Raw genomic sequence first — 18,373 nt, forward strand, 5'->3', positions numbered from 1 at the left:
CGCGGTTACCGTTACGGGCGCACCGGCCTACTTGAGCACGAGTTGGTTGGTGCGCTCGAACACCGCCAGGTCGTCCAGGGTCTCCAGGACCGTCGGGGAGATCGGCGTCGGCAGTCCCCGGGGCGGGAAGAAGCCCGCGTTGGTGGTCTCGTCGGTGACCGTCAACAGCTCACCGGACCAGGTCTCGATCCGGAACGCGACCACGAAGAGCTGGTACGTGTCGCCGTACATGTTGGTGAAGGTGCGGTCCGGGCCGGTGTAGAACGCGAACGGGGTCACCGCCTGCGCCCTCAGCCCGGTCTCCTCCCACACCTCCCGGACCACGCAGTCGCTGATCGACTCGCCCAGTTCCATCGCCCCGGCCGGCATCGCCCAGTCACCGTTGTCGGAGCGTTCGATCAGCAGGACCTGACCGGCCGCGTCCCGGACCACGCCCCGGGCGCCGACGAACATCAGGGTCCGGTCACCGGCGAGCGTACGAAGCTGCCCGAGGTAGGACTCCGCCCACGAAATGCTGCTCATCCGATCACTCTAGGGCAGCGGACCGGCCCACCGAGGCCGCTGCTCCGGGCTTCCCGGATCGCCCCCGGCGAGGGTCACAAGGGTTTCCAAAGTGTGAACTGGGCCACTAGTTTGTTTCGCATGCGCAGCACCATGATGGATGTTCCCCTCCAGATCTCCCGGATCCTCGAACATGGCAGCACGGTGCACGGCAGCTCCGAGGTGGTCACCTGGACCGGAGCCGATCCGTCCGCCGGTCGGCCCAGCCGGCGGATGACGTACGCCGAGGTCGGTGCCGCCGCCGCGCAACTCGCGTACGCGCTCCGCGACGACCTCGGGGTCACCGGGGACCAGCGGGTCGCCACCTTCATGTGGAACAACAACGAACACCTGGTCGCCTACCTCGCCGTACCGAGCATGGGCGCCGTGCTGCACACCCTCAACCTGCGCCTCTACCCCGACCAGGTCGCCTACATCGCCAACCACGCGCAGGACCGGGTGATCCTGGTCGACAGCACGCTGATCCCGTTGCTGGCGCGGGTGCTGCCGGAGCTGACCACGGTCGAGCACCTGGTGGTGGTCGGTGGCGGCGACCCGACACCGCTGGTCGAGGGCGCTGCCGCCGGTGGCCGGGCGGTTGCCGTACACCGTTGGGACGACCTGCTGCGGGACAAGCCGCAGCGGTACGACTGGCCGGACGTGGACGAGCGCGACGCCGCCGCCCTCTGCTACACCTCCGGCACCACCGGCCACCCGAAGGGCGTGGCCTACTCGCACCGGTCGATCTGGCTGCACTCGATGCAGATCTGCATGGCGGAGGGCTTCGGGCTCGGCCCGACCACCAGGGAACTCGCCATCGTGCCGATGTTCCACGCCATGTCCTGGGGCATCCCGTACGCGGCGCTGATGTCCGGCGCCTCGCTGATCATGCCGGACCGGTTCCTCCAGGGCGCCCCGATCGCCGAGATGATCGCCGCCGAGCGCCCGACCCTGGCCGGGGCGGTGCCGACCATCTGGAACGACCTGCTCGCCCACCTGGACGCCAACCCGGTCGACACCTCGTCGCTGACCGAGGTGATCGTCGGCGGCTCGGCCTGCCCACCGGCGCTGATGCACGCCTTCGACGACCGGCACAAGATCGACGTGATCCACGCGTGGGGCATGACCGAGATGTCGCCGCTCGGTTCGGTGGCCCGCCCACCGGCCGGTGCCGAAGGCGACGACGCCTGGTCCTACCGCTACACCCAGGGGCGGCTCCCGGCGGCGGTCCGCGCCCGGATCGTCGGCCCCGCAGGTGAGCCGATGCCCGCCGACGGCCGGGCCGTCGGCGAACTGGAGGTCCGCGGCCCCTGGGTCACCTCGCGGTACGTCGGAGACGACGACCCCGACCCGGAGAAGTTCCGCGACGGCTGGCTGCGTACGGGCGACGTCGGCACCCTCTCCCCGGACGGCTACCTGGTCCTCACCGACCGGGCCAAGGACGTGATCAAGTCCGGCGGGGAGTGGATCTCGTCAGTCGAGTTGGAGAACCACCTGATGGCCCACCCGGCGGTGCACGAGGCGTGTGTCGTCGGTGTACCGGACGAACGCTGGGACGAACGCCCGCTCGCCGCCGTCGTACTTCGCGAGGGCGCCTCCGCGAGCGCGACCGAGCTGCGCGACTTCCTCGGCGAGCGGGTCGCGAAGTGGCAGCTCCCCGAGCGCTGGACCTTCCTCGACGCGATCCCGAAGACCAGCGTCGGCAAGTTCGACAAGAAACAGATCCGGGCCACCCACGCCAGCAACGCCCTCACCGTCGAAACCCTCGACGCCTGACCCGGTCTGCCCGAGGGCTGCGGCGGTCTGCTGCCCCCATAGGGGCACTGGAACGCCACAGCGCTGCGGGGCGAGCCTCGGTTATCCACAGGTTGGTGGGTGGGGGTGGCGGCGGTGGGGGTCGGGTCGAGAGGGTTGGCGGATGTTGCGCCGCGACCCCGTACCGGGCCTGCGTCCACCACCACCGCCCGACGCCGACGCGTTGACCCACCTGCTCGACCTTCAGTCGGACGTGGTCAACCGGCGTCAGGCGCTCCGGCACCTCTCGCCCAAGGCGGTGCGCCACCGGCTCGCCTCCGGACGCTGGCAGGCGGCCGGACGTGGGATCTACCTCGCCCACACCGGCCCGATCAGCCGGGAGCAGCGCCGGTGGGTGGCGGTGCTCGGGGTACGCCGGGCGGTCCTCGCCGGACCCTCCGCCCTGGAGTTGCTCGGCCTGCGCGGATACCACAGCGAAGCCCTGCACGTACTGATCTCCGCCACCCGCCGGGACCTCGACCCGCCGTACGACGTCGTGGTGCACCGGACCCGGCAACTGCCCGAGGCCGACGTGCACCGGCTCGGGCAACCACCCTGCACCATGCCCGCCCGATCGCTCGTCGACGCCGCCCAGTGGGCGCCGACGGACGACCGGGCCAGAGCCGTGATCGCCGCCGGGTTCCAGCAACGGCTGATCAGTGGGGGCGAGTTGGACGAGGTGCTGGCCCGGATGCCGAACGCGTACCGGCGTGGCCTGATCGCCGCCGCCGCTGCCGACGCCCGCGACGGTGCCGCTTCCATCGCCGAATCCGACTTCCTCCGGCTCTGCCGCCGGGGGCGGCTGCCCGAGCCGAGCCGGCAGGTACGGCGTACGGACGCTCGGGGGCGGCGCCGGTACCTCGACGTCCACTTCGACGAGTGGCGCGTGCACGTGGAGATCGACGGCAGTCAGCACCTGGAGGTACGCCACTGGTGGGCGGACATGCACCGGCAGAACGACCTGTGGATCAGTGGCGTACGCGTACTCCGGTTTCCCGCCTGGGTGGTCCGCGACCGTCCCGCCGAGGTGGTCGCCCAACTCCGAGCGGCCCTGACAGCCGCCGGCTGGGAAGCATGACGGTCGGCTGCGGCGGTCTGCTGCCCCCATAGGGGCAGTGGAACGCCACAGCGAGTTGAATGGGTCGCATGGATTCAGGGGTGGCGGTGGGGCGGGTGATCGGGCGGGCGGCGCAGCGGAGTGTCGCGGCGGTCGCGGCGCGGGACGCGGAGGCGTACGAGGGGGCTGCGGTGGAGTTGGCGGCCCGTAACCCCGAGCAGGTCGGGCTGGTGCTCGGCGGGGTCGTACGGATGCTGCTGGAGGAGGTGCACCCGGACGGGCTGGACAGCGACGACCTCCAGGTGGTGCTGAAGCGGTGTGCCGTCGACAACATCGGCTGGTTCCCCGAGTTGGACCCGACCGTGCTGGTGCTGCTGTTGACGGCCGCTCTCGGCGTACACCCCTCGGAGGAGGAGGCGCCGCGGGTCGAGCCGGCGGCGATGGCCCGGCACGCGCCGCTGCTCGTCGCCGACCTGCTCGCGGTCACCGGCCGGCCGCTCACCGACTACCTCGACGCGTCGCTGGCCGAGATTTTCGTCGTCCAGACCAACGAGTTGCCCTGACCCTGCCCGGTCAGGCCCTCGCCGGTCAGGCTCTGGCCGGTCAGGCTCTGGCCGGTGCGGGGCAGGCTGGTCAGGCCCTGGCTGGTCAGGCCAGCGCGGCGGCGAGCCGCTCGTGCAGGGCCGACAATTCACCCGGTCCGGTGGTCAGCACCACCCGCAACGCCGGCACCGACTCACCACCGACCGAGCCGAGTACGGCCAGCAGGGTCGCGAGCTGCGCGGGTGGCTCGTCGGCGAGCAACTCGGCGGCGTTGGTCACGACCAGCGGGTACGGGCGCGCCTCGGCCAGGTCCCGCAGCGCGTCCAGGAGGGCGTCCCAGTTCCGGCCGAAGTAGGGCGGGAAATCCAGCGCCGCCGCCCATTCGGTGAACAGGCCGTCCCGGGTACGACTGGCGGCACCGCTCACCACCGACGCGCTCGACGGTACGGCCGGATCGGTGGACAGACTCAGCCACGGCGGTAGGTGCGGATCGGTCGGTTCTGACATCTGGTTCCCTCGCTTGGGCGGAGCTGTCGGGCCGGGCGACTGCCGCCCGGCCCGACGGTACGTCCTGACTCTCCGGGCGCCGGCCTCTACTGGTCAGAGGCGGCCGGTTGGACCGTTCAGAGCCGGTAGAAGTCGGCGTAGTGGTTCGGGGTGAACCAGGTCGCCCCGGTAGCCTTGTTGACCACGATCCGGTACGCGTCGCGGGCGGCACCCTGGCGGCGGGGGTAGACGTCGTACTCGTAGTAGGTGGCGTTCGTCGGGAGCTGGCCCTCGTAGTTCATGTGCCGACCACCGGCGTAGTTGGAGAGCCCGCCGCTCCAGGAGACCCAGCCACGCGCGGTGGGGAAGCCACGGCTGGCCCAGCCGCTGCGCGCGGTACGGGCGTCGGCGCACCGGGAGATGGTGCAGGAGCTGTAGACGGCGGCCGAAGCAGAGCTGGTGTGCGAGGGCGCCACCACCGCCGGACCGACCAGCATCGCCGCGATCATGGCGGCGAGCAGGGCGAAGCTGGCGAGCAGACGCTGCGGTCGCGATCGGGCGACGGCGGCGAGCGGGGCGAGGACGGTCATGGTGGCCTCCAGTGCCGGTGGGAGCCCGCGGGGGTGTGCGGGTCGTGATCCATCCTCGGTAGTGGATGCCTGCCCCGGAAGGGGGCGGAGGTTAAATTAATCGATGATCTGCCATATGTTTCCGTCCCGGTCGGGGGCGTACCGGTTGGTCGGCTGCGGGGGTGTTCCCGTGTGGCCGTAAGCTTCAGGGGATTTCCAGTGCGGAGCCCGGCGCTGTCGTGTGACCCGTACCCACGAGCTGCAGGGAGAGAACGATGCCGGATTCGAGTGGCCCCGAGAACACCGACGATGTCACCGAGGCCCCCGAACTGACCGAGGGTTCCGACCCGGCCGAGGGTGAGGAGCCGGCCGAGGACGCCGAACCGACCTTCCTGAACCGGGCCGCCCGCCGGGGCAAGGGCGCCTCGCAGCAGACGCCGCAGGGCAAGGGCAAGAGCTTCGGTGGCCGGGGCTCGGTCCAGGGGCCGCGCCAGTGGGGCAACCGCCGCAGCGGCTGAGCTACGGTGCCGGTTCTTCCTGACTGGTGCTGATCAGGACCTTGCCGACCGCCGAGGCCTCCACCGCCGCGTGCGCGTCGGCGGCCTCGGCGAGCGGGTAGAAGTGCAGCGGCAGGCCGGCGTCCGCGCCGACCCGGACGCCGCCCTGGGTCGCGGCCGTGGCCACATCCTGTACGGCCTGCGCCTTCGCCGTCGCGGGCACCTGGAAGACCGACACGAACTGCCAGCGGGCGTTCGGCGCCATGAACCGCGTTCCGGGCAGGCTCAGCTCGCCGTCGCCCCGGTACGAATAGACGGAGACGACCCCGCCGTGTCCGATCACCTGCGCGTCGATCGGCGCGTTCTGGTCCCCGGCCACCTCGACGATCGTGTCGACCCCGTGCGGGGCGATCTTCTTCACCTCGGCGACCACGTCCTGCTGCCGGTAGTTGATTACATGTGAGGCGCCGGCGGCAGCGGCCAGTTGCGCCTTCTCCGAGCTGCTGACCGTGGCTATCACGGTGGCCTCGGCCCACCTGGCGAGCTGGATCGCCGCGTTCCCGACCGCGCCCGCGCCGCCCTGTACCAGCACGACGTGGTCGGCCAGGCTGCCGAGGTCGAGGTGTCGGGGCACCATCTCGCCGACCGTCAGGCAGCGGTGCGCGGTCAGGAACGGGATGCCGAGCACCGCGCCGACCTCGAACGGCGCCGGGCCGAGCAGGACGATCTGGCGGGAGGGTACGAGGGTGTACTCGGCTGCCGTACCCCAGGGGCGGGTTCCGGCCGCTTCCCACACCCACACCCGCTCGCCGACCAGGGTCGAGTCCACCCCGTGACCGGTCGCCTCGATCACGCCCGCACCATCCTGGCCGGGGATCTGCCAGCCGTACGGGGGTGGGCTGCCGTCGCCGGAGCGGGACTTCACGTCCGTCGGGTTGACGCCGGCGAAGGCCATCCGTACCAGCACCTCGCCCGCCTCCGGCTCGGGGATGGGCTGGTCGACCAGCTCCAGCACGCCCGGATCACCGGTACGGGTGTAGACGGCTGCCTTCATGGTGGTCTCCCTGGCTGGCGCGGTTAGCCCCATTTTCCCCACTTATAGGAAGCTTCGTGGCGGTTCCGGCTTTGCCCGACGGGTCGTCGGTGCCGAGGCCGGTGCCGGATCGGTTATCGCTGTCCGTGCACGGGTACCCGAGGTGCTTCCGGTCCGGGGGAGGTGTCGTGGCGCTGGGCTGCGGGATGACGGCTGGTGGCGTACCGGACATCGGGGACGGGCAGTCCCGGACGGTGCGCCGGTGAACGGCAACCGGATCAGCGACTACGGCTTCCTGGCCGACGGCCTCACCGGTGCACTCGTCGGTCGGGACGGCTCGGTCGACTGGTGGTGCCCGCTGCGGTTCGACAGCCCGTCGGTCTTCGCCCGGCTGCTGGACGACGGGGGTGGGCACTGGTCGATCCGCCCCGAAGCCGACTTCGAGGTCGAACGGGCGTACCTGGACGAGACGTTGGTGCTGCGTACGGTCTTCACCACCGGGGACGGGACGGTCGCGGTGACCGACGCGCTCGCGCTGGAGCCGGGCGCCCGAGGTCACCAGATCGGTCGGCGCTCACCCGGCATGCTGCTCCGTACGGTGGAGGCGCTGTCCGGGCGCGTACCGATGATGATGTCCTTCGCCCCGCGCTTCGAGTACGGCCGGGTGACCGCGTACCTGACGGTGGACGGTCAGGAAGTCACGGCGACGGCCGGTGCCGCCACGCTCACCCTCACCTCCAGTGCGCCGGTCCACCGCGACCACATCGACGTCTCGGCGCGGTTCACCGTCGAGGCCGGTCAGCGGGAGAGCTTCGCCCTGGCCTACTCGTCCACCTACGGCGACCGGGACCGGCGCCCGGCCGACACGGACGTGCCGGCGGCGTTGGTGGACGCCGTGGCGGGGTGGTGTTCCTGGTTGGCGAACCACGACTACCGGGGACGGTACCGGGACCTGGTACGCCGAAACTCCCTCGTCCTACAGGGACTGACGTACGCACCCGGTGGCGCGGTCGTGGCCGCCGCCACCACCTCGCTGCCGGAGCGGATCGGTGGTGACCGCAACTACGACTACCGCTACGCCTGGCTGCGCGACTTCTCCCTGACCATGCGCGCGCTCTGGGTGGCGGCCTGCCCCGACGAAACGAACCGACTCTTCGACTGGGTCGCCAAGTCCGTGGGGCGGGTCACCATGGCACCGGTGCCGATCATGTACGGACTGGAGGGCGAGCGGGACCTCACCGAACGCTCAGTCGACACCCTCGGCGGGTACGCCGGCAGCAAGCCGGTGCTGCTGGGCAACGACGCGTGGCGGCAGCGGCAGTCGGACGTACTCGGTGAGGTGATGGACGCGGCCTGGCTGCTGCGCGACTACCTGAACCCGATGGACGAGTCGGTCCGCCGGCTGCTGCACTCTTTGGCGGACCAGGCGGCGGCCACCTGGCGGTTGCCGGACTCCGGCATGTGGGAGTTGCGGGACGTGGAGCGGCACTACGTCTCTTCCAAGGCGTGCTGCTGGGTGGCGCTCGACCGGGCGGTCCGGTTCGGCGAGCGGATCGGCAGCCGGGAGGATGTCGCCCGCTGGGCGGGAGCCCGCGCCGACGTCCGCGAGGCGATCCTGGAGCAGGGCTGGAATGCCGACGTCGGTGCGTACACGGGGGCTTTCGGGTCCGACAAGCTCGACGCGTCGGTGCTGACCCTGCCGCTCTGGGGTTTCCTGCCCGCCACCGATCCGCGGATGCGGGCCACCATCGATCGGATCGAGCAGGACCTGACCGAGGACGGACTCGTCCGGCGCTGGGACGGCGATCCGGCCGCCTTCCTGCCCTGCTCGTTCTGGTTGGTGGACTGTCTGGCGTTGGCCGGGGAACACGAGCGGGCGACCCGGATGTTCGAGAGCCTCGTCGGCAGGGGCAACGACCTCGGCCTGTTCGCCGAGCAGTTCGACCCGCGTACGGGGGAACAGTTGGGCAATTTCCCACAGGCGCTCTCCCACATGGCACTGATCAACACGGCCTGGCGCCTCACCGAGACCGCACCCGGCGGTGTTCCCGCCGGTGTCTACACATCGACCGAGGGGGAGAAAAAGTGAGTGGACGACTGGACGGCCGGCAGGCGCTCATCACCGGCTCTGATTCGGGAATCGGTCAGGCCACCGCGATCGAGTTCGCCAAGGAGGGCGCCGACGTGGTGGTGCACTACCTGCACGACCACGATGGGGCGATGCACACCCGGGACATGGTCGAGCAGGCCGGCCAGCGGGCGATCATCGTCCAGGGGGACATCACCGACGAGAACCAGGTCGAGGCGATGTTCGACCAGGCGCTGATCGAGTTCGGCAGCCTGGACGTGCTGATGAACGACGCCGGCATCGACGCCTCCGGCATCCCGGTGTCCGAAATGGACACGGCGACCTGGGATACCGCGATCCGGACCAACGTGTACGGGGCCTTTTTCTGTTGCCGCAGGTTCGTCCAGCACCGCAAGGGGCAGGGCGGAAACGGCAAAATCATCAACATCAGCTCGGTGCACCAGGAGACTCCCCGGGTCGGCGGCACCGACTACGACGTCTGCAAGGGCGCGCTGCGCAACCTGACCAACAGTCTCGCCCTCGAAGTCGCCCCGATGAAGATCAACGTGAACAACATCGGGCCGGGGATGGTGCTCACCCCGTTCAACCAGGAAGCGATCGACAATCCCCGCTACCTGGAGGAACAGGTGCAGAGCATCCCATTCCGGCGGGCCGCCGAACCGTCCGAGATCGCCAGGCTGGCCGTCTTCCTCGCCAGCCCGGATTCCGACTACGTCACCGGGTCGACCTACTTCATCGACGGGGGCCTGATGCAGAACCAGGGCCAGGGCGCCTGACGCCCCCGTCACTCACGACATTCACGTTCGTTCTCTCACGAGGACGACCATTCTGAACGCCCACGTACGTAAGGCCCCTACCTGATCAGCAGCCCCCTGCTTGCTGGCTGGTAGGGGTCTTGCCTGACCAGATCGAAAGGGGCACCTCCCGGCGATGAGCCACACCCCCAACTCCCTGCCGCCGCGCGGAGAACGGTGGCTGCTCCTGGCAGCAACAATCATCGGCACCCTCGCGGCACTGATCGGAGCCTGCGCCGCCTGCACCACCCTCCTCCTAACCTGACCCACCCGACCTCGTCGTTGATCATGAAGTTAGCGACGCCCGAGCGCCGAATTGGCGTCGCTAACTTCATGATCAACGCCCAGATTTGGGGCGGTGGTTGGATCTGATCATGTTGCAGTTAGTGGGGCGGGTGGTTTACGCGGTTTATGCTCGGCGCCTTCGTGTACGACTGGGCGGCGCGAGGCTGCCACGCCATCTGGCGATGGTGATGGACGGCAACCGTCGGTGGGCTCGGCAGATGGGCTTCGACGATCCGAAAATCGGCCACCGGTACGGCGCGGAGCACCTCGCCGAGGTGCTGGGCTGGTGCGTCGAGGTCGACATCAGGCACGTCACGGTCTTCCTCGCCTCGGTGGACAACATGCGCAAGCGCGACTCCGACGAGGTCGACAACCTCATGCGGATGATCGAGGAGGTCATCGTCCGGCGACTCTCCCAGCCGACGAGTCTGTGGCGGCTGCACCTCGCAGGACGGTTGGACGTCCTGCCGGACTCGACCCGCCACGCGTTGAAACTCGCCGAGGAATCCACTCGTGACACCGGGGCGAAGTTCCACCTCAACATCGCCATCGGGTACGACGGCCGCGAGGAGATCGTCAACGCCGTACGCTCCCTGCTGGAGGAAGAGGTACGGGCCGGCTACGACGTCGAGGACATAGCCCAGCGGCTCACCCCGGACGCGATCGCCGGCCACCTCTACACCAGTGGTCAGCCCGATCCGGACCTGGTCATCCGTACCAGTGGGGAACGGCGCATGTCGGGGTTCCTGCTCTGGCAGGCGGCCTACTCCGAGCTGCACTTCTGCGACGTCTACTGGCCGGGCTTCCGGAAGGTCGACTTCCTGCGGGCCCTGCGTTCCTACGCGGCTCGTACGTCGGCGGCCGAGCGGGAGGACGCTCAGTTGAGGGTCTGGCCGAGGAAGCCCCGGATGTAGCCGGTGATCGGGTCGAGGTGGGTTTCGAGGGCGAAGTGGCCGGTGTCCAGGAGGTGGACCTCCGCGTCGGGAAGGTCACGCTGGAAGGCGCGTGCCCCGTCCGGGCCGAAGATCTCGTCGTTGCCGCCCCAGACAGCGAGCAGCGGCACCTTCGTACGCCGGAAACAGTCCTGGGCAGCCGGGTAGATGTCGAGATTCGTCTTGTAGTCACGGAAGAGCTGGAGCTGGATCTCTTCGTTGCCCGGCCGGTCGAGCCTCGACTGGGCGTGCAGGTACGCGTCCGGGCTGATCAGGCTCACGTCGGGTACGCCGTTCTCCCACTGCCACCGGACCTCGTCGGGCGTGAAGGCCGCCCGAACCGTCTTCTCCGTCTCCGGACCGGGAGCCTTCCCGTACGCGAAAAGCGGTGTCCAGAACGCGTCCACGAAACCCTCCATGTACGCGTTCCCGCTCTGGCTGATGATCGCGCTGATCTGATCGGGCTTGCGCAGGAACAGCCGCAGGGCGATGGGTGCGCCGTAGTCGTGCATGTAGACCGCGTACCGGCGGATCTTGAGCTGGTCCAGCAGCTTGGCCGTGACGTCGGTGAGCGAGTCGAAGCTGTACGGGAACTCGGCCGGACTCGGGTCGGACGAGTAGCCGAAGCCGAGGTGGTCCGGAGCCACCAGGTGATAGCGGTCGGCCAGCGCCGGGATCAGCTCGCGGAACATGTGCGAGCTGGTCGGGAAGCCGTGCAGCAGGACCAGCGTCGGCGAGGTCGGTGCGCCCGCCTCACGGTAGAACACCTCGAAACCGTCGACCTTCGCGGTCCGGTGATGCACAGGGATCATGTTCGCCAGTATCGGGTTGGCCGCCGGCCAAGTCCCGATATCCGCGAATTACCCCACTTCCGGCGCTGCCTGAGGTTCAGGCTACGAAGCTCACCGCCTTGACACCATCGACAAATGCCTGCCAGCCCGCTGGGCTGAGAGTAAGGGTCGGTCCGGTCTTGTCCTTGCTGTCGCGTACGGCCACGGCGTGGCCCTGGTCCATGGCTTCCACACACTGACCGTTGCTGCCCGACCGGCTCGACTTGCGCCACACGTTCGGTTCCACTGGCCGCTCCTTGATCAACGTTGGTGCCGCCGGCCGCACAACGGGTCCGGTGGTGGCTGATGCCCATTGCCAATCACACGTTGATTGCCGACGATACCTCTGAGCCACGAGGAGGCCGAGCGATGCAGGCGGTAGCGGTGACCGCGCAGGGCGGTCCGGAGGTTTTGCAGGTTATCGAGCGGCCGGACCCGGTTCCCGGTCCTGGACAGGTGCTGGTCCGGGTGCTGGCGGCGGTGGTCCACCCGGCCGACGTGGCCGCCAGGCTCGGGCTCATCCCCGGTGGGCCGATCGAACCGCCGTTCCTGCCCGGCTGGGACTTCGCCGGTGAGGTCGTCGAGGTCGGCGACGGGGGCGGCGAATACCGGCCCGGTGACCGGGTGGTCGGAATGGTGCCCTGGTACCGGACCCGAGGCGAGGTCGGGGCGTACGCCGAACTGATCGCCGCCGACAGCGACTGGGTGGTGCCGCTTCCCGAGGGACTGGACCCGGCGGTTGCGGCCACCGTGCCGCTGAACGCGTTGACCGCACGTCAGGCACTCGACCTGATGGCCCTGCCGCCGATGTCCACTGTGCTCATCACCGGGGCGAGCGGCGGGGTCGGCGGCTTCGCCGCCCAACTGGCGGTACGGGCAGGCCACCGGGTGCTCGCCCACGCCGGCCGCGACGATGAGGACTGGGTACGTGACCTGGGGGTGGCGCAGGTCGTACCGAAGGAGGTCGACCTGGCCGAGATCGGCCCGGTGCCGGCGGTCCTGGACGCGGTGCCACTCGCCGAGTCCGCCGCAGTGGCGGTCACCGACGGCGGCACCCTGCTCACCACCCGCCCCACCCCGCCGGTCGACCCGGCGCGGGGCGTCCGGCAGCAGGTTGTCCTGATCCAGTTCGACCGGTCGCTGCTGGGCGAGCTGATCGTCGAGGTCGCCCAGGGGCGGCTGCGGACCAGGGTCGCGACCACGTTGCCACTGACCAGCGCCGCCGAGGCGCACCGAATCGTGGAGGCCGGCGGCGTACGCGGCAAGGTCGTGCTGACCCCCGCGTGCGGGACCTCCGGCTAGAGGGCTCCGGCGCCCGCCTCGGCCACGCTCTGGTCCTGGTCACCCATGCCGCCGCTGACGCCGATGGCGCCGATCATCTTGCCGTCGCGGACGAGTGGGATCCCACCGGCGAAGATGACCACCCGGCCGTTGTTCGTGGTGTTGAAGCCGAAGAACTGCTGACCGGGTTGGGTGTTCGTGGCCAGGTCCTTGGTCTGGATGTCGAACGCCCGCGCGGTCCAGGCCTTGTTGATGCTGACGTCGACGCTGCCGAACCACGCCCCGTCCATCCGGACGTGGGCGATCAGGTTGCCACCGGCATCGACCACCGCGATGTTCTCCGGCTGGCCGATCTCGTTGGCGCGGGCCTCGGCTGCGGCGATCACCTTGCGGGCGTCGGCAAGCTTCAGCATGGACATGGGCGCTCCTTCGACGAGAGTGGGAATCACCGCCCGGTTCAGGCGGCGGGCTTCAGCACGACCTTCGAGTAGCCGTCCTCCCGGCGGTCGAACCGGGCGTACGCGTCCGGTGCGTCGTCCAGCGGCAGCCTCTTGCTGACCACGAAACTCGGCGTCGCCCGGCCGGCGATGATCAGGTCCCGCAACTGCTCGTTGTACGCCTTCACGTTCGCCTGCCCGGTACCCATCCGCTGCCCCTTCTCGAAGAACTTGCCGACCTTGAACAGCAGTTCCCCGTGGGCGGAGTGCTCGTCGGGTGCGCCCGGATCGTGGGGCAGGTAGAGGCCGACGACCCCGATCCGCCCGGTGGCCCGGACGATCTCGACCAGGTTGTTCAGCACGAGTGCGGGCTGTTCCTTCCCGCCCGTACCGTGTGCCTGGTAGCCGACGGCGTCGACGCCCTTGTCGGTCCCGTGGCCGTCGGTCTGGTCCAGGATCTGCATCACCGGGTCGGCGTTGCCGAAGTCGATCGGGATCGCACCGATCGACTCGGCCAACCGGAGCCGGGAGGCCACCCGGTCGACCACGAAGACCTTCGCCGCCCCGATGAGCATCGCCGAGTACGCGGCCATCAGCCCGACCGGTCCGCCGCCCATCACCGCCACCGTCTCGCCCGGCTGGAGGTCGGCGAGGGCGACGCCGTGGTAGCCGGTGGGGAAGACGTCGGCGAGCATGGCGAAGTCGTCCTCGTGCTCGTCACCGGGCGGCAGGTCCAGGCAGTTGAAGTCGGCGAACGGGACCCGGAGGTACTCCGCCTGACCACCCCGGTACGGCCCCATCGCGGCGTAGCCGTACGCGCCGCCGGCGAAGTCGGTGTTGACCGTCAGGCAGAACGCGGTGTTGCCGGCAAAGCAGTTCTTGCAGAATCCGCAGGCCACGTTGAAGGGGATGGACACCCGGTCGCCCTTGCGGACCCGGGAGACACCGGGGCCGACCTCGGTGACGATGCCCATGTTCTCGTGGCCGAACACCATGCCCGGTTGCGCCTTGGTCCGCCCCTCGTACATGTGCAGGTCGGAACCGCAGATCGCGGTAGTCGTGATCTTGATGATGACGTCGTTCGGAGCCTCGATCCGCGGGTCCTCGACGTTCTCGACCGAGACGTTGTTGGCACCGTGGTAGACAACCGCCCTCATGTCCGCTCCCTGTCCCCAGCCCGGGATCCTGCTTCCGACCCTAGGACGGCTCCCCGGCCCGCTATGCCGGAATGCGGAAACGGCGAACCCCCGCGACGGTGCGCGGGGGTCCGCCGTTCGACGGTTGCGGCAGGTGCGCCGCCGCGAGGTCTACTGCGCCGCGAGTACGTCGACCACGAAGCGGAGCGCGCCGGCCGGAGCGCCGTTGCCCGGGTTGTCGCCGTACGCGAGCGCGGGCGGGATGTCGAGCTGGATCCGGCTGCCGACCTTGACGCCGACCAGGCCCTGGTCCCAGCCGGGGATGACCTGACCGGTGCCGATCTGGAACGGAACCGCCTGGGACTGCTTCCAGGACGAGTCGAACTCCTGCCCGTCCTTGTACGTCACGCCGACGTAGTTCACGGTGATCTGCTGACCGGCCTGGACCACCGGGCCGGTCCCCTCGATCAGGGCCTTCGAGGTCAGCTTCGTCAGCTCACCCTCGCCCTTGGTCACGACCGGCTCCTTGCCCAGAGCCGGGTCCGCGCCCTCCGGCAGCGGCGGGAACTCCGCGTCGGCCGGAGGAGCGGCGGGATCCGCCGGGGGAGCGGCCGGATCCGCCGGGGCGGTGGCGCTCGGGACCGAGGCGACGTTGTTGTCGGCCGGCTCCTTGCCGGTGTCGTCGAGGGCGACGAACGCGACGACGATCACGGCGACCACGGCCAGCCCGGCGAACGCACCGGCGAGCGCCTGGTTGCGGCGCTTCCTCGCGGCGGCCTTCGCCTTGGCGGCCTTCGCCAGGGCACGCTTCTCGGACTTGGTCAGCGGCGGCTGCTCACTCGGGACGTAGGAGGAGTGGCTCTGGACCTGGTCGCTCATAGGTGTCGGCTCCTGCAGGAAGAGATCGGGGCGGGGCGGCCTCGCCCGGATGTGTTCCGACCGAAGGGCCTTGCATACGGTACTCGGCCAACCGCCGGTTGGGGCCGGTCCGATGATCACAAGCCCCACCCGCCACAGCGGCCACCCTCGTCACGCCGACTTGCGGGCGGTCTTCTTCGCCGGGGTGCTCTTCTTCGCGCCGGTGGCCTTCGCGCCGGCCGACTTGGTGCCCGTGGACTTGGTGCCGGTCGATTTCTCGGCGGCGGATTTCGCGGCGGCGGACTTGGTGGCCTTCTTCTCGGCCGTCTTCTTCTGGGCGGTCTTCTTCGCCGGGGCCTTCGCGGCCGTTGCCGCCTTGGCCGCCTGCTGGGCGGATTTCGCCGCCGAGATCGGCGTCGCCTTGGCCACCCCACGGCCGCCGGACGGCTCCTCACCGCGGGCCGCCCTGGCCCGGTCCACCGAGGCGCGCAACGCCGCCATCAGGTCCACGGCGGCCGGCGGCGCCTCCTCCGCCTCCTCCGGTTGCACCACCTCCCGGCCCTCGACCTTGGCGTTGATCACTTCCTGCAACGCCGTCCGGTAGTCGTCGGTGAAGACGGACGGCTCGAACTCGCCGGCCATCGAGTCGATCAACGAGCTGGCCATCGCCAGCTCCGGCGGGCGGACGCTGATGTCCTCGTCGAGGAACCCGAAATCGGGTACGCGTACCTCGTCCGGCCAGAGCATGGTGTTGAGCAGCAGCACTCCCTCGCGTACGCGCAGGGTGGCGAGCTGTTCGCGCTGGCGCAGGGCCACCTTCACGATCGCCACCCGGTCCGAGTCGGTCAGCGCGTCCCGCAGCAGCACGTACGGCTTGGTCGCCGCACCGTCCGGCTCCAGGAAGTACGCCTTGTTGTAGAGGATCGGGTCGACCTGCTCGGCCGGTACGAATTCCAGCACGTCGATCGCGTGCGAGGTGGTCAGCGGCAGTTCGGCGAAGTCGTCGTCGGTGAGGATCACCATCTCGCCACCGCCGAGGTCGTACCCCTTGGCGATGTCGTCGTAGCTGACCTCCTCACCGTCGATCGAGCAGGTGCGCTTGTATTTGATCCGCCCGCCGTCGGTTCGGTGCACCTGATGAAACCGTATGTCCTTTTCCTCGGTGGCCGAATATAGCCGCACACCGATGGACACCAGACCGAATGAGACCGCACCTCGCCAGATAGCCCGCATTCCCCCGCTCCTTTCCCCGGTATTGACCAGGATTGCATCTGATAGAAGGTGGGGCGAGTGTTTCCTTGCGGACCTAGAGTGATGTCGTGCCGGGCGCACCGCTCAGACCGATGCTCGCCATGACCGGGGAGCTGCCCAGCGGCCCCGGCTGGGCGTATGAGTTCAAGTGGGACGGAGTACGCGCTCTCGCCCAGATCAACGACGGTGCCGTACGCCTGTTCGCCCGTTCCGGTTCCGAGATCACCGCCGCCTATCCGGAGCTGGTGCCCCTGGGCGCACAGGTGCCCGACGCCCTGCTCGACGGCGAGGTGGTGGTGCTGACCGACACGGGACAGCCCTCGTTCACCGCACTCGCCGAGCGGATGCACGTACGCGAACCGGGCCGGGCGGCGCGACTGGCGGTGACCGTACCGGTGACGTACATGATCTTCGACGTGTTGCGACTTGCCGGCGCGGACCTGACCCGGCAGCCGTACGAGCAGCGCCGGGCGACCCTCGACGGCCTCGGCCTGGGCGGCGCACGGTGGGCCGCCCCGCCGGTCTTCCCGGACGGCCCGGCCACCTACGAGGCCGCCGGTGAGCACGGGCTGGAGGGCGTGGTCGCCAAGCGGCTCGAGTCGGTCTACCGACCGGGGGTCCGGTCACCGGACTGGCTCAAGGTCAAACTGGAGGTGACCGGGGACTTCGTCATCGGCGGCTGGCGTCCCGGCGCCCGCCGGCTCGGCGGACTGCTGGTCGGGGTGCCGGCGCCGGACGGCCGGCTGATCTTCCGGGGTCGGGTCGGTGGCGGGATCGGCGCGGCTGCCGAACGTGAACTCCTGGCCGTGCTGGAACCGCTCCGGGTCGACACGGCCCCGTTCGTCGACACCGTGCCCCGCGAGGATGCCAAGGGCGCAATCTGGGTACGTCCCGAGATCGTGGTCGAGGTGAAGTACGGCCAGCGCACCCCGGACGGGCGGCTGCGGTTCCCCCGCCTGCGCCGGTTGCGTCCCGACAAGACGGCGGAGGAAGTCGACGATGCCGGCTGAGAAGATCAGGGTCGAGGTCGAGGAACGCACGCTCGAGGTCTCCAACCTGGACAAGGTGCTCTATCCGGAGGTCGGTTTCACCAAGGGTGAGGTGATCGACTACTACACCCGGATCGCCCCGGTGCTGCTGCCGCACCTGCGGGACCGGCCGCTGACCCGGATCCGCTACCCGAACGGGGTGGACTCGTCCTTCTTCTTCGAGAAGAACGCCCCGGCCAGCACTCCGGAATGGGTACGCCTGGAGCGGCTGCCCGCCCCCGGCTCGTCCAAGGACCGCGACGAACTGGACTATGTGGTCTGCGACGACCTGCCCACCCTGGTCTGGCTGGCGAACCTGGCCGCGCTGGAAATGCACACCCCGCAGTGGCGGGTGGGCACCCGCAGCCGTGGGGAGCCCCGACCGGACCTGATGGTGGTCGACCTCGATCCCGGCTCTCCGGCCGGGCTGCCGGAGTGCTGCGTGGTGGCGGTACGGATGCGCGACCGGCTGGCCGAGGACGGCATCGCCAGTTACCCGAAGACCTCGGGCAAGAAGGGGATGCAGCTCTGCTGCCCGATCGCCGGCAAACAGTCCGCCGAGGAGGTCTCCGGTTACGCCCGGCGGATCGCCGAGGAGTTGGAGCAGGGCGACCCGAAGCTGGTCACGGCGAAGATGGCGAAGCGGCTGCGACCAGGCAAGATCTTCATCGACTGGAGTCAGAACAACTCGGCGAAGACGACGGTTGCGCCGTACTCGCTGCGGGCTCAGGCGGTGCCGGCCGCGTCGACGCCGCTGACCTGGACCGAGGTGGAGGCGGCAAGCTCGGGGGAGTTGGGCGCCGTCCGCCCGTTCACCGCCGCCGAGGTGCTGGCCAGGGCCGAGGAGTACGGCGACCTGATGGCGGACCTGCTCGTCGCCGGCCCCAAACTCCCGCGCTGATTCCGGGCGGTCGGGCGGCCGGTCCGCGCGGG

General features: G+C 69.7%; 21 protein-coding genes. 11 read left to right on the top strand and 10 right to left on the bottom strand.

What is annotated here, in order from left to right; genetic code table 11:
• Positions 1-27: 27 nt before the first annotated feature.
• On the bottom strand, positions 28-522 hold the full coding sequence (locus tag ACWEFB_RS11930; RefSeq protein WP_363594241.1) for an NUDIX domain-containing protein: 495 nt from the start codon (positions 520-522) through the stop codon (positions 28-30).
• Positions 523-642: 120 nt separating this feature from the next.
• Here ACWEFB_RS11930 and ACWEFB_RS11935 point away from each other — a divergent pair, with 120 nt between their 5' ends.
• The 3 genes from ACWEFB_RS11935 to ACWEFB_RS11945 all read left to right on the top strand — a co-directional run bounded on the left by ACWEFB_RS11935 (position 643) and on the right by ACWEFB_RS11945 (position 3,954).
• Positions 643-2,316: a fatty acid--CoA ligase gene (locus ACWEFB_RS11935; RefSeq protein WP_452284750.1), complete on the top strand. Its 1,674-nt coding sequence runs from the start codon at positions 643-645 to the stop codon at positions 2,314-2,316.
• 142 nt (positions 2,317-2,458) lie between these two features.
• Entirely contained in the window at positions 2,459-3,412 is a 954-nt protein-coding gene (locus tag ACWEFB_RS11940; protein WP_452284752.1) for a DUF559 domain-containing protein, read from the top strand.
• Between the two features lie 68 nt (positions 3,413-3,480).
• Entirely contained in the window at positions 3,481-3,954 is a 474-nt protein-coding gene (locus tag ACWEFB_RS11945; RefSeq protein ID WP_452284754.1) for a hypothetical protein, read from the top strand.
• A gap of 85 nt (positions 3,955-4,039) precedes the next feature.
• Here the strand turns inward: ACWEFB_RS11945 and ACWEFB_RS11950 are convergent, their stop codons facing one another.
• Entirely contained in the window at positions 4,040-4,441 is a 402-nt protein-coding gene (locus tag ACWEFB_RS11950) for a barstar family protein (protein ID WP_452284756.1), read from the bottom strand.
• A gap of 116 nt (positions 4,442-4,557) precedes the next feature.
• Positions 4,558-5,010, bottom strand: coding sequence for a ribonuclease domain-containing protein (locus ACWEFB_RS11955; RefSeq protein WP_363594251.1), 453 nt, complete (start codon positions 5,008-5,010; stop codon positions 4,558-4,560).
• Positions 5,011-5,264: 254 nt separating this feature from the next.
• On the opposite strand from ACWEFB_RS11955, the gene ACWEFB_RS11960 reads away from it, so the two are divergent.
• Positions 5,265-5,507, top strand: a complete 243-nt coding sequence (locus tag ACWEFB_RS11960) for a hypothetical protein (protein WP_452284758.1) — start codon at positions 5,265-5,267, stop codon at positions 5,505-5,507.
• A 1-nt stretch (position 5,508) separates the two neighbouring features.
• Here the strand turns inward: ACWEFB_RS11960 and ACWEFB_RS11965 are convergent, their stop codons facing one another.
• The gene (locus ACWEFB_RS11965) at positions 5,509-6,540 is read right to left on the bottom strand and encodes an NADPH:quinone reductase (RefSeq protein WP_452284760.1); all 1,032 of its coding nucleotides are present in this window, start codon (positions 6,538-6,540) and stop codon (positions 5,509-5,511) included.
• Positions 6,541-6,781: 241 nt separating this feature from the next.
• Between ACWEFB_RS11965 and ACWEFB_RS11970 the strand changes: the two genes are divergently transcribed.
• The 4 genes from ACWEFB_RS11970 to uppS all read left to right on the top strand — a co-directional run bounded on the left by ACWEFB_RS11970 (position 6,782) and on the right by uppS (position 10,601).
• A complete protein-coding gene (locus tag ACWEFB_RS11970; protein WP_452284762.1) occupies positions 6,782-8,608 on the top strand; it encodes a glycoside hydrolase family 15 protein in 1,827 nt (608 codons plus the stop codon).
• On the top strand, positions 8,605-9,384 hold the full coding sequence (locus ACWEFB_RS11975; RefSeq protein ID WP_452284764.1) for a glucose 1-dehydrogenase: 780 nt from the start codon (positions 8,605-8,607) through the stop codon (positions 9,382-9,384). Before ACWEFB_RS11970 ends, ACWEFB_RS11975 begins: the two co-directional genes overlap by 4 nt.
• Before the next feature lie 154 nt (positions 9,385-9,538).
• A complete protein-coding gene (locus ACWEFB_RS11980; protein ID WP_452284766.1) occupies positions 9,539-9,667 on the top strand; it encodes a hypothetical protein in 129 nt (42 codons plus the stop codon).
• Between the two features lie 109 nt (positions 9,668-9,776).
• Positions 9,777-10,601, top strand: coding sequence for a polyprenyl diphosphate synthase (uppS, locus tag ACWEFB_RS11985; protein WP_452284768.1), 825 nt, complete (start codon positions 9,777-9,779; stop codon positions 10,599-10,601).
• Here uppS and ACWEFB_RS11990 read toward each other — a convergent pair.
• Positions 10,565-11,431, bottom strand: coding sequence for an alpha/beta fold hydrolase (locus tag ACWEFB_RS11990; RefSeq protein WP_452284769.1), 867 nt, complete (start codon positions 11,429-11,431; stop codon positions 10,565-10,567). The two genes, uppS and ACWEFB_RS11990, sit on opposite strands and share 37 nt — an antisense overlap.
• Positions 11,432-11,507: 76 nt before the next feature.
• Positions 11,508-11,696, bottom strand: coding sequence for a DUF397 domain-containing protein (locus ACWEFB_RS11995; RefSeq protein WP_452284771.1), 189 nt, complete (start codon positions 11,694-11,696; stop codon positions 11,508-11,510).
• Between the two features lie 122 nt (positions 11,697-11,818).
• On the opposite strand from ACWEFB_RS11995, the gene ACWEFB_RS12000 reads away from it, so the two are divergent.
• Positions 11,819-12,751: an NADP-dependent oxidoreductase gene (locus ACWEFB_RS12000; RefSeq protein ID WP_452284773.1), complete on the top strand. Its 933-nt coding sequence runs from the start codon at positions 11,819-11,821 to the stop codon at positions 12,749-12,751.
• On the opposite strand, the gene ACWEFB_RS12005 is transcribed toward ACWEFB_RS12000, so the two are convergent.
• The 4 genes from ACWEFB_RS12005 to ku form a co-directional block, all read right to left on the bottom strand.
• Entirely contained in the window at positions 12,748-13,149 is a 402-nt protein-coding gene (locus tag ACWEFB_RS12005; RefSeq protein WP_452284775.1) for a GlcG/HbpS family heme-binding protein, read from the bottom strand. The two genes, ACWEFB_RS12000 and ACWEFB_RS12005, sit on opposite strands and share 4 nt — an antisense overlap.
• A 38-nt stretch (positions 13,150-13,187) precedes the next feature.
• Positions 13,188-14,324, bottom strand: coding sequence for a glutathione-independent formaldehyde dehydrogenase (locus ACWEFB_RS12010; RefSeq protein ID WP_452284777.1), 1,137 nt, complete (start codon positions 14,322-14,324; stop codon positions 13,188-13,190).
• A 150-nt stretch (positions 14,325-14,474) separates the two neighbouring features.
• Positions 14,475-15,182 carry an FKBP-type peptidyl-prolyl cis-trans isomerase gene (locus ACWEFB_RS12015; RefSeq protein ID WP_452284779.1) on the bottom strand — a complete coding sequence of 236 codons (708 nt, stop codon included), beginning with the start codon at positions 15,180-15,182 and terminating at the stop codon, positions 14,475-14,477.
• Positions 15,183-15,332: 150 nt separating this feature from the next.
• The gene (gene ku, locus ACWEFB_RS12020) at positions 15,333-16,394 is read right to left on the bottom strand and encodes a non-homologous end joining protein Ku (RefSeq protein WP_452284781.1); all 1,062 of its coding nucleotides are present in this window, start codon (positions 16,392-16,394) and stop codon (positions 15,333-15,335) included.
• Positions 16,395-16,480: 86 nt separating this feature from the next.
• Here ku and ligD (ACWEFB_RS12025) point away from each other — a divergent pair, with 86 nt between their 5' ends.
• Both ligD (ACWEFB_RS12025) and ligD (ACWEFB_RS12030) read left to right on the top strand, forming a co-directional pair.
• Positions 16,481-17,422 carry a non-homologous end-joining DNA ligase gene (gene ligD / locus ACWEFB_RS12025; protein WP_452284783.1) on the top strand — a complete coding sequence of 314 codons (942 nt, stop codon included), beginning with the start codon at positions 16,481-16,483 and terminating at the stop codon, positions 17,420-17,422.
• Positions 17,412-18,341, top strand: coding sequence for a non-homologous end-joining DNA ligase (gene ligD, locus ACWEFB_RS12030; RefSeq protein ID WP_326561323.1), 930 nt, complete (start codon positions 17,412-17,414; stop codon positions 18,339-18,341). The genes ligD (ACWEFB_RS12025) and ligD (ACWEFB_RS12030) overlap by 11 nt, the downstream gene beginning before the upstream one ends.
• Positions 18,342-18,373: the final 32 nt, after the last annotated feature.

This window comes from Micromonospora sp. NPDC004704, assembly GCF_053601675.1.

Excerpts from the sequence above, each read along its gene's own strand:
- ACWEFB_RS11930 (WP_363594241.1), bottom strand. The coding sequence starts at position 522 with ATGAGCAGCATTTCGTGGGCGGAGTCCTACCTCGGGCAGCTTCGTACG.
- ACWEFB_RS11935 (WP_452284750.1), top strand. The coding sequence starts at position 643 with ATGCGCAGCACCATGATGGATGTTCCCCTCCAGATCTCCCGGATCCTC.
- ACWEFB_RS11940 (WP_452284752.1), top strand. The coding sequence starts at position 2,459 with ATGTTGCGCCGCGACCCCGTACCGGGCCTGCGTCCACCACCACCGCCC.
- ACWEFB_RS11945 (WP_452284754.1), top strand. The coding sequence starts at position 3,481 with ATGGATTCAGGGGTGGCGGTGGGGCGGGTGATCGGGCGGGCGGCGCAG.
- ACWEFB_RS11950 (WP_452284756.1), bottom strand. The coding sequence starts at position 4,441 with ATGTCAGAACCGACCGATCCGCACCTACCGCCGTGGCTGAGTCTGTCC.
- ACWEFB_RS11955 (WP_363594251.1), bottom strand. The coding sequence starts at position 5,010 with ATGACCGTCCTCGCCCCGCTCGCCGCCGTCGCCCGATCGCGACCGCAG.
- ACWEFB_RS11960 (WP_452284758.1), top strand. The coding sequence starts at position 5,265 with ATGCCGGATTCGAGTGGCCCCGAGAACACCGACGATGTCACCGAGGCC.
- ACWEFB_RS11965 (WP_452284760.1), bottom strand. The coding sequence starts at position 6,540 with ATGAAGGCAGCCGTCTACACCCGTACCGGTGATCCGGGCGTGCTGGAG.
- ACWEFB_RS11980 (WP_452284766.1), top strand. The coding sequence starts at position 9,539 with ATGAGCCACACCCCCAACTCCCTGCCGCCGCGCGGAGAACGGTGGCTG.
- uppS (WP_452284768.1), top strand. The coding sequence starts at position 9,777 with ATGTTGCAGTTAGTGGGGCGGGTGGTTTACGCGGTTTATGCTCGGCGC.
- ACWEFB_RS11990 (WP_452284769.1), bottom strand. The coding sequence starts at position 11,431 with ATGATCCCTGTGCATCACCGGACCGCGAAGGTCGACGGTTTCGAGGTG.
- ACWEFB_RS12000 (WP_452284773.1), top strand. The coding sequence starts at position 11,819 with ATGCAGGCGGTAGCGGTGACCGCGCAGGGCGGTCCGGAGGTTTTGCAG.
- ACWEFB_RS12005 (WP_452284775.1), bottom strand. The coding sequence starts at position 13,149 with ATGTCCATGCTGAAGCTTGCCGACGCCCGCAAGGTGATCGCCGCAGCC.
- ACWEFB_RS12010 (WP_452284777.1), bottom strand. The coding sequence starts at position 14,324 with ATGAGGGCGGTTGTCTACCACGGTGCCAACAACGTCTCGGTCGAGAAC.
- ACWEFB_RS12015 (WP_452284779.1), bottom strand. The coding sequence starts at position 15,182 with ATGAGCGACCAGGTCCAGAGCCACTCCTCCTACGTCCCGAGTGAGCAG.
- ku (WP_452284781.1), bottom strand. The coding sequence starts at position 16,394 with ATGCGGGCTATCTGGCGAGGTGCGGTCTCATTCGGTCTGGTGTCCATC.
- ligD (WP_326561323.1), top strand. The coding sequence starts at position 17,412 with ATGCCGGCTGAGAAGATCAGGGTCGAGGTCGAGGAACGCACGCTCGAG.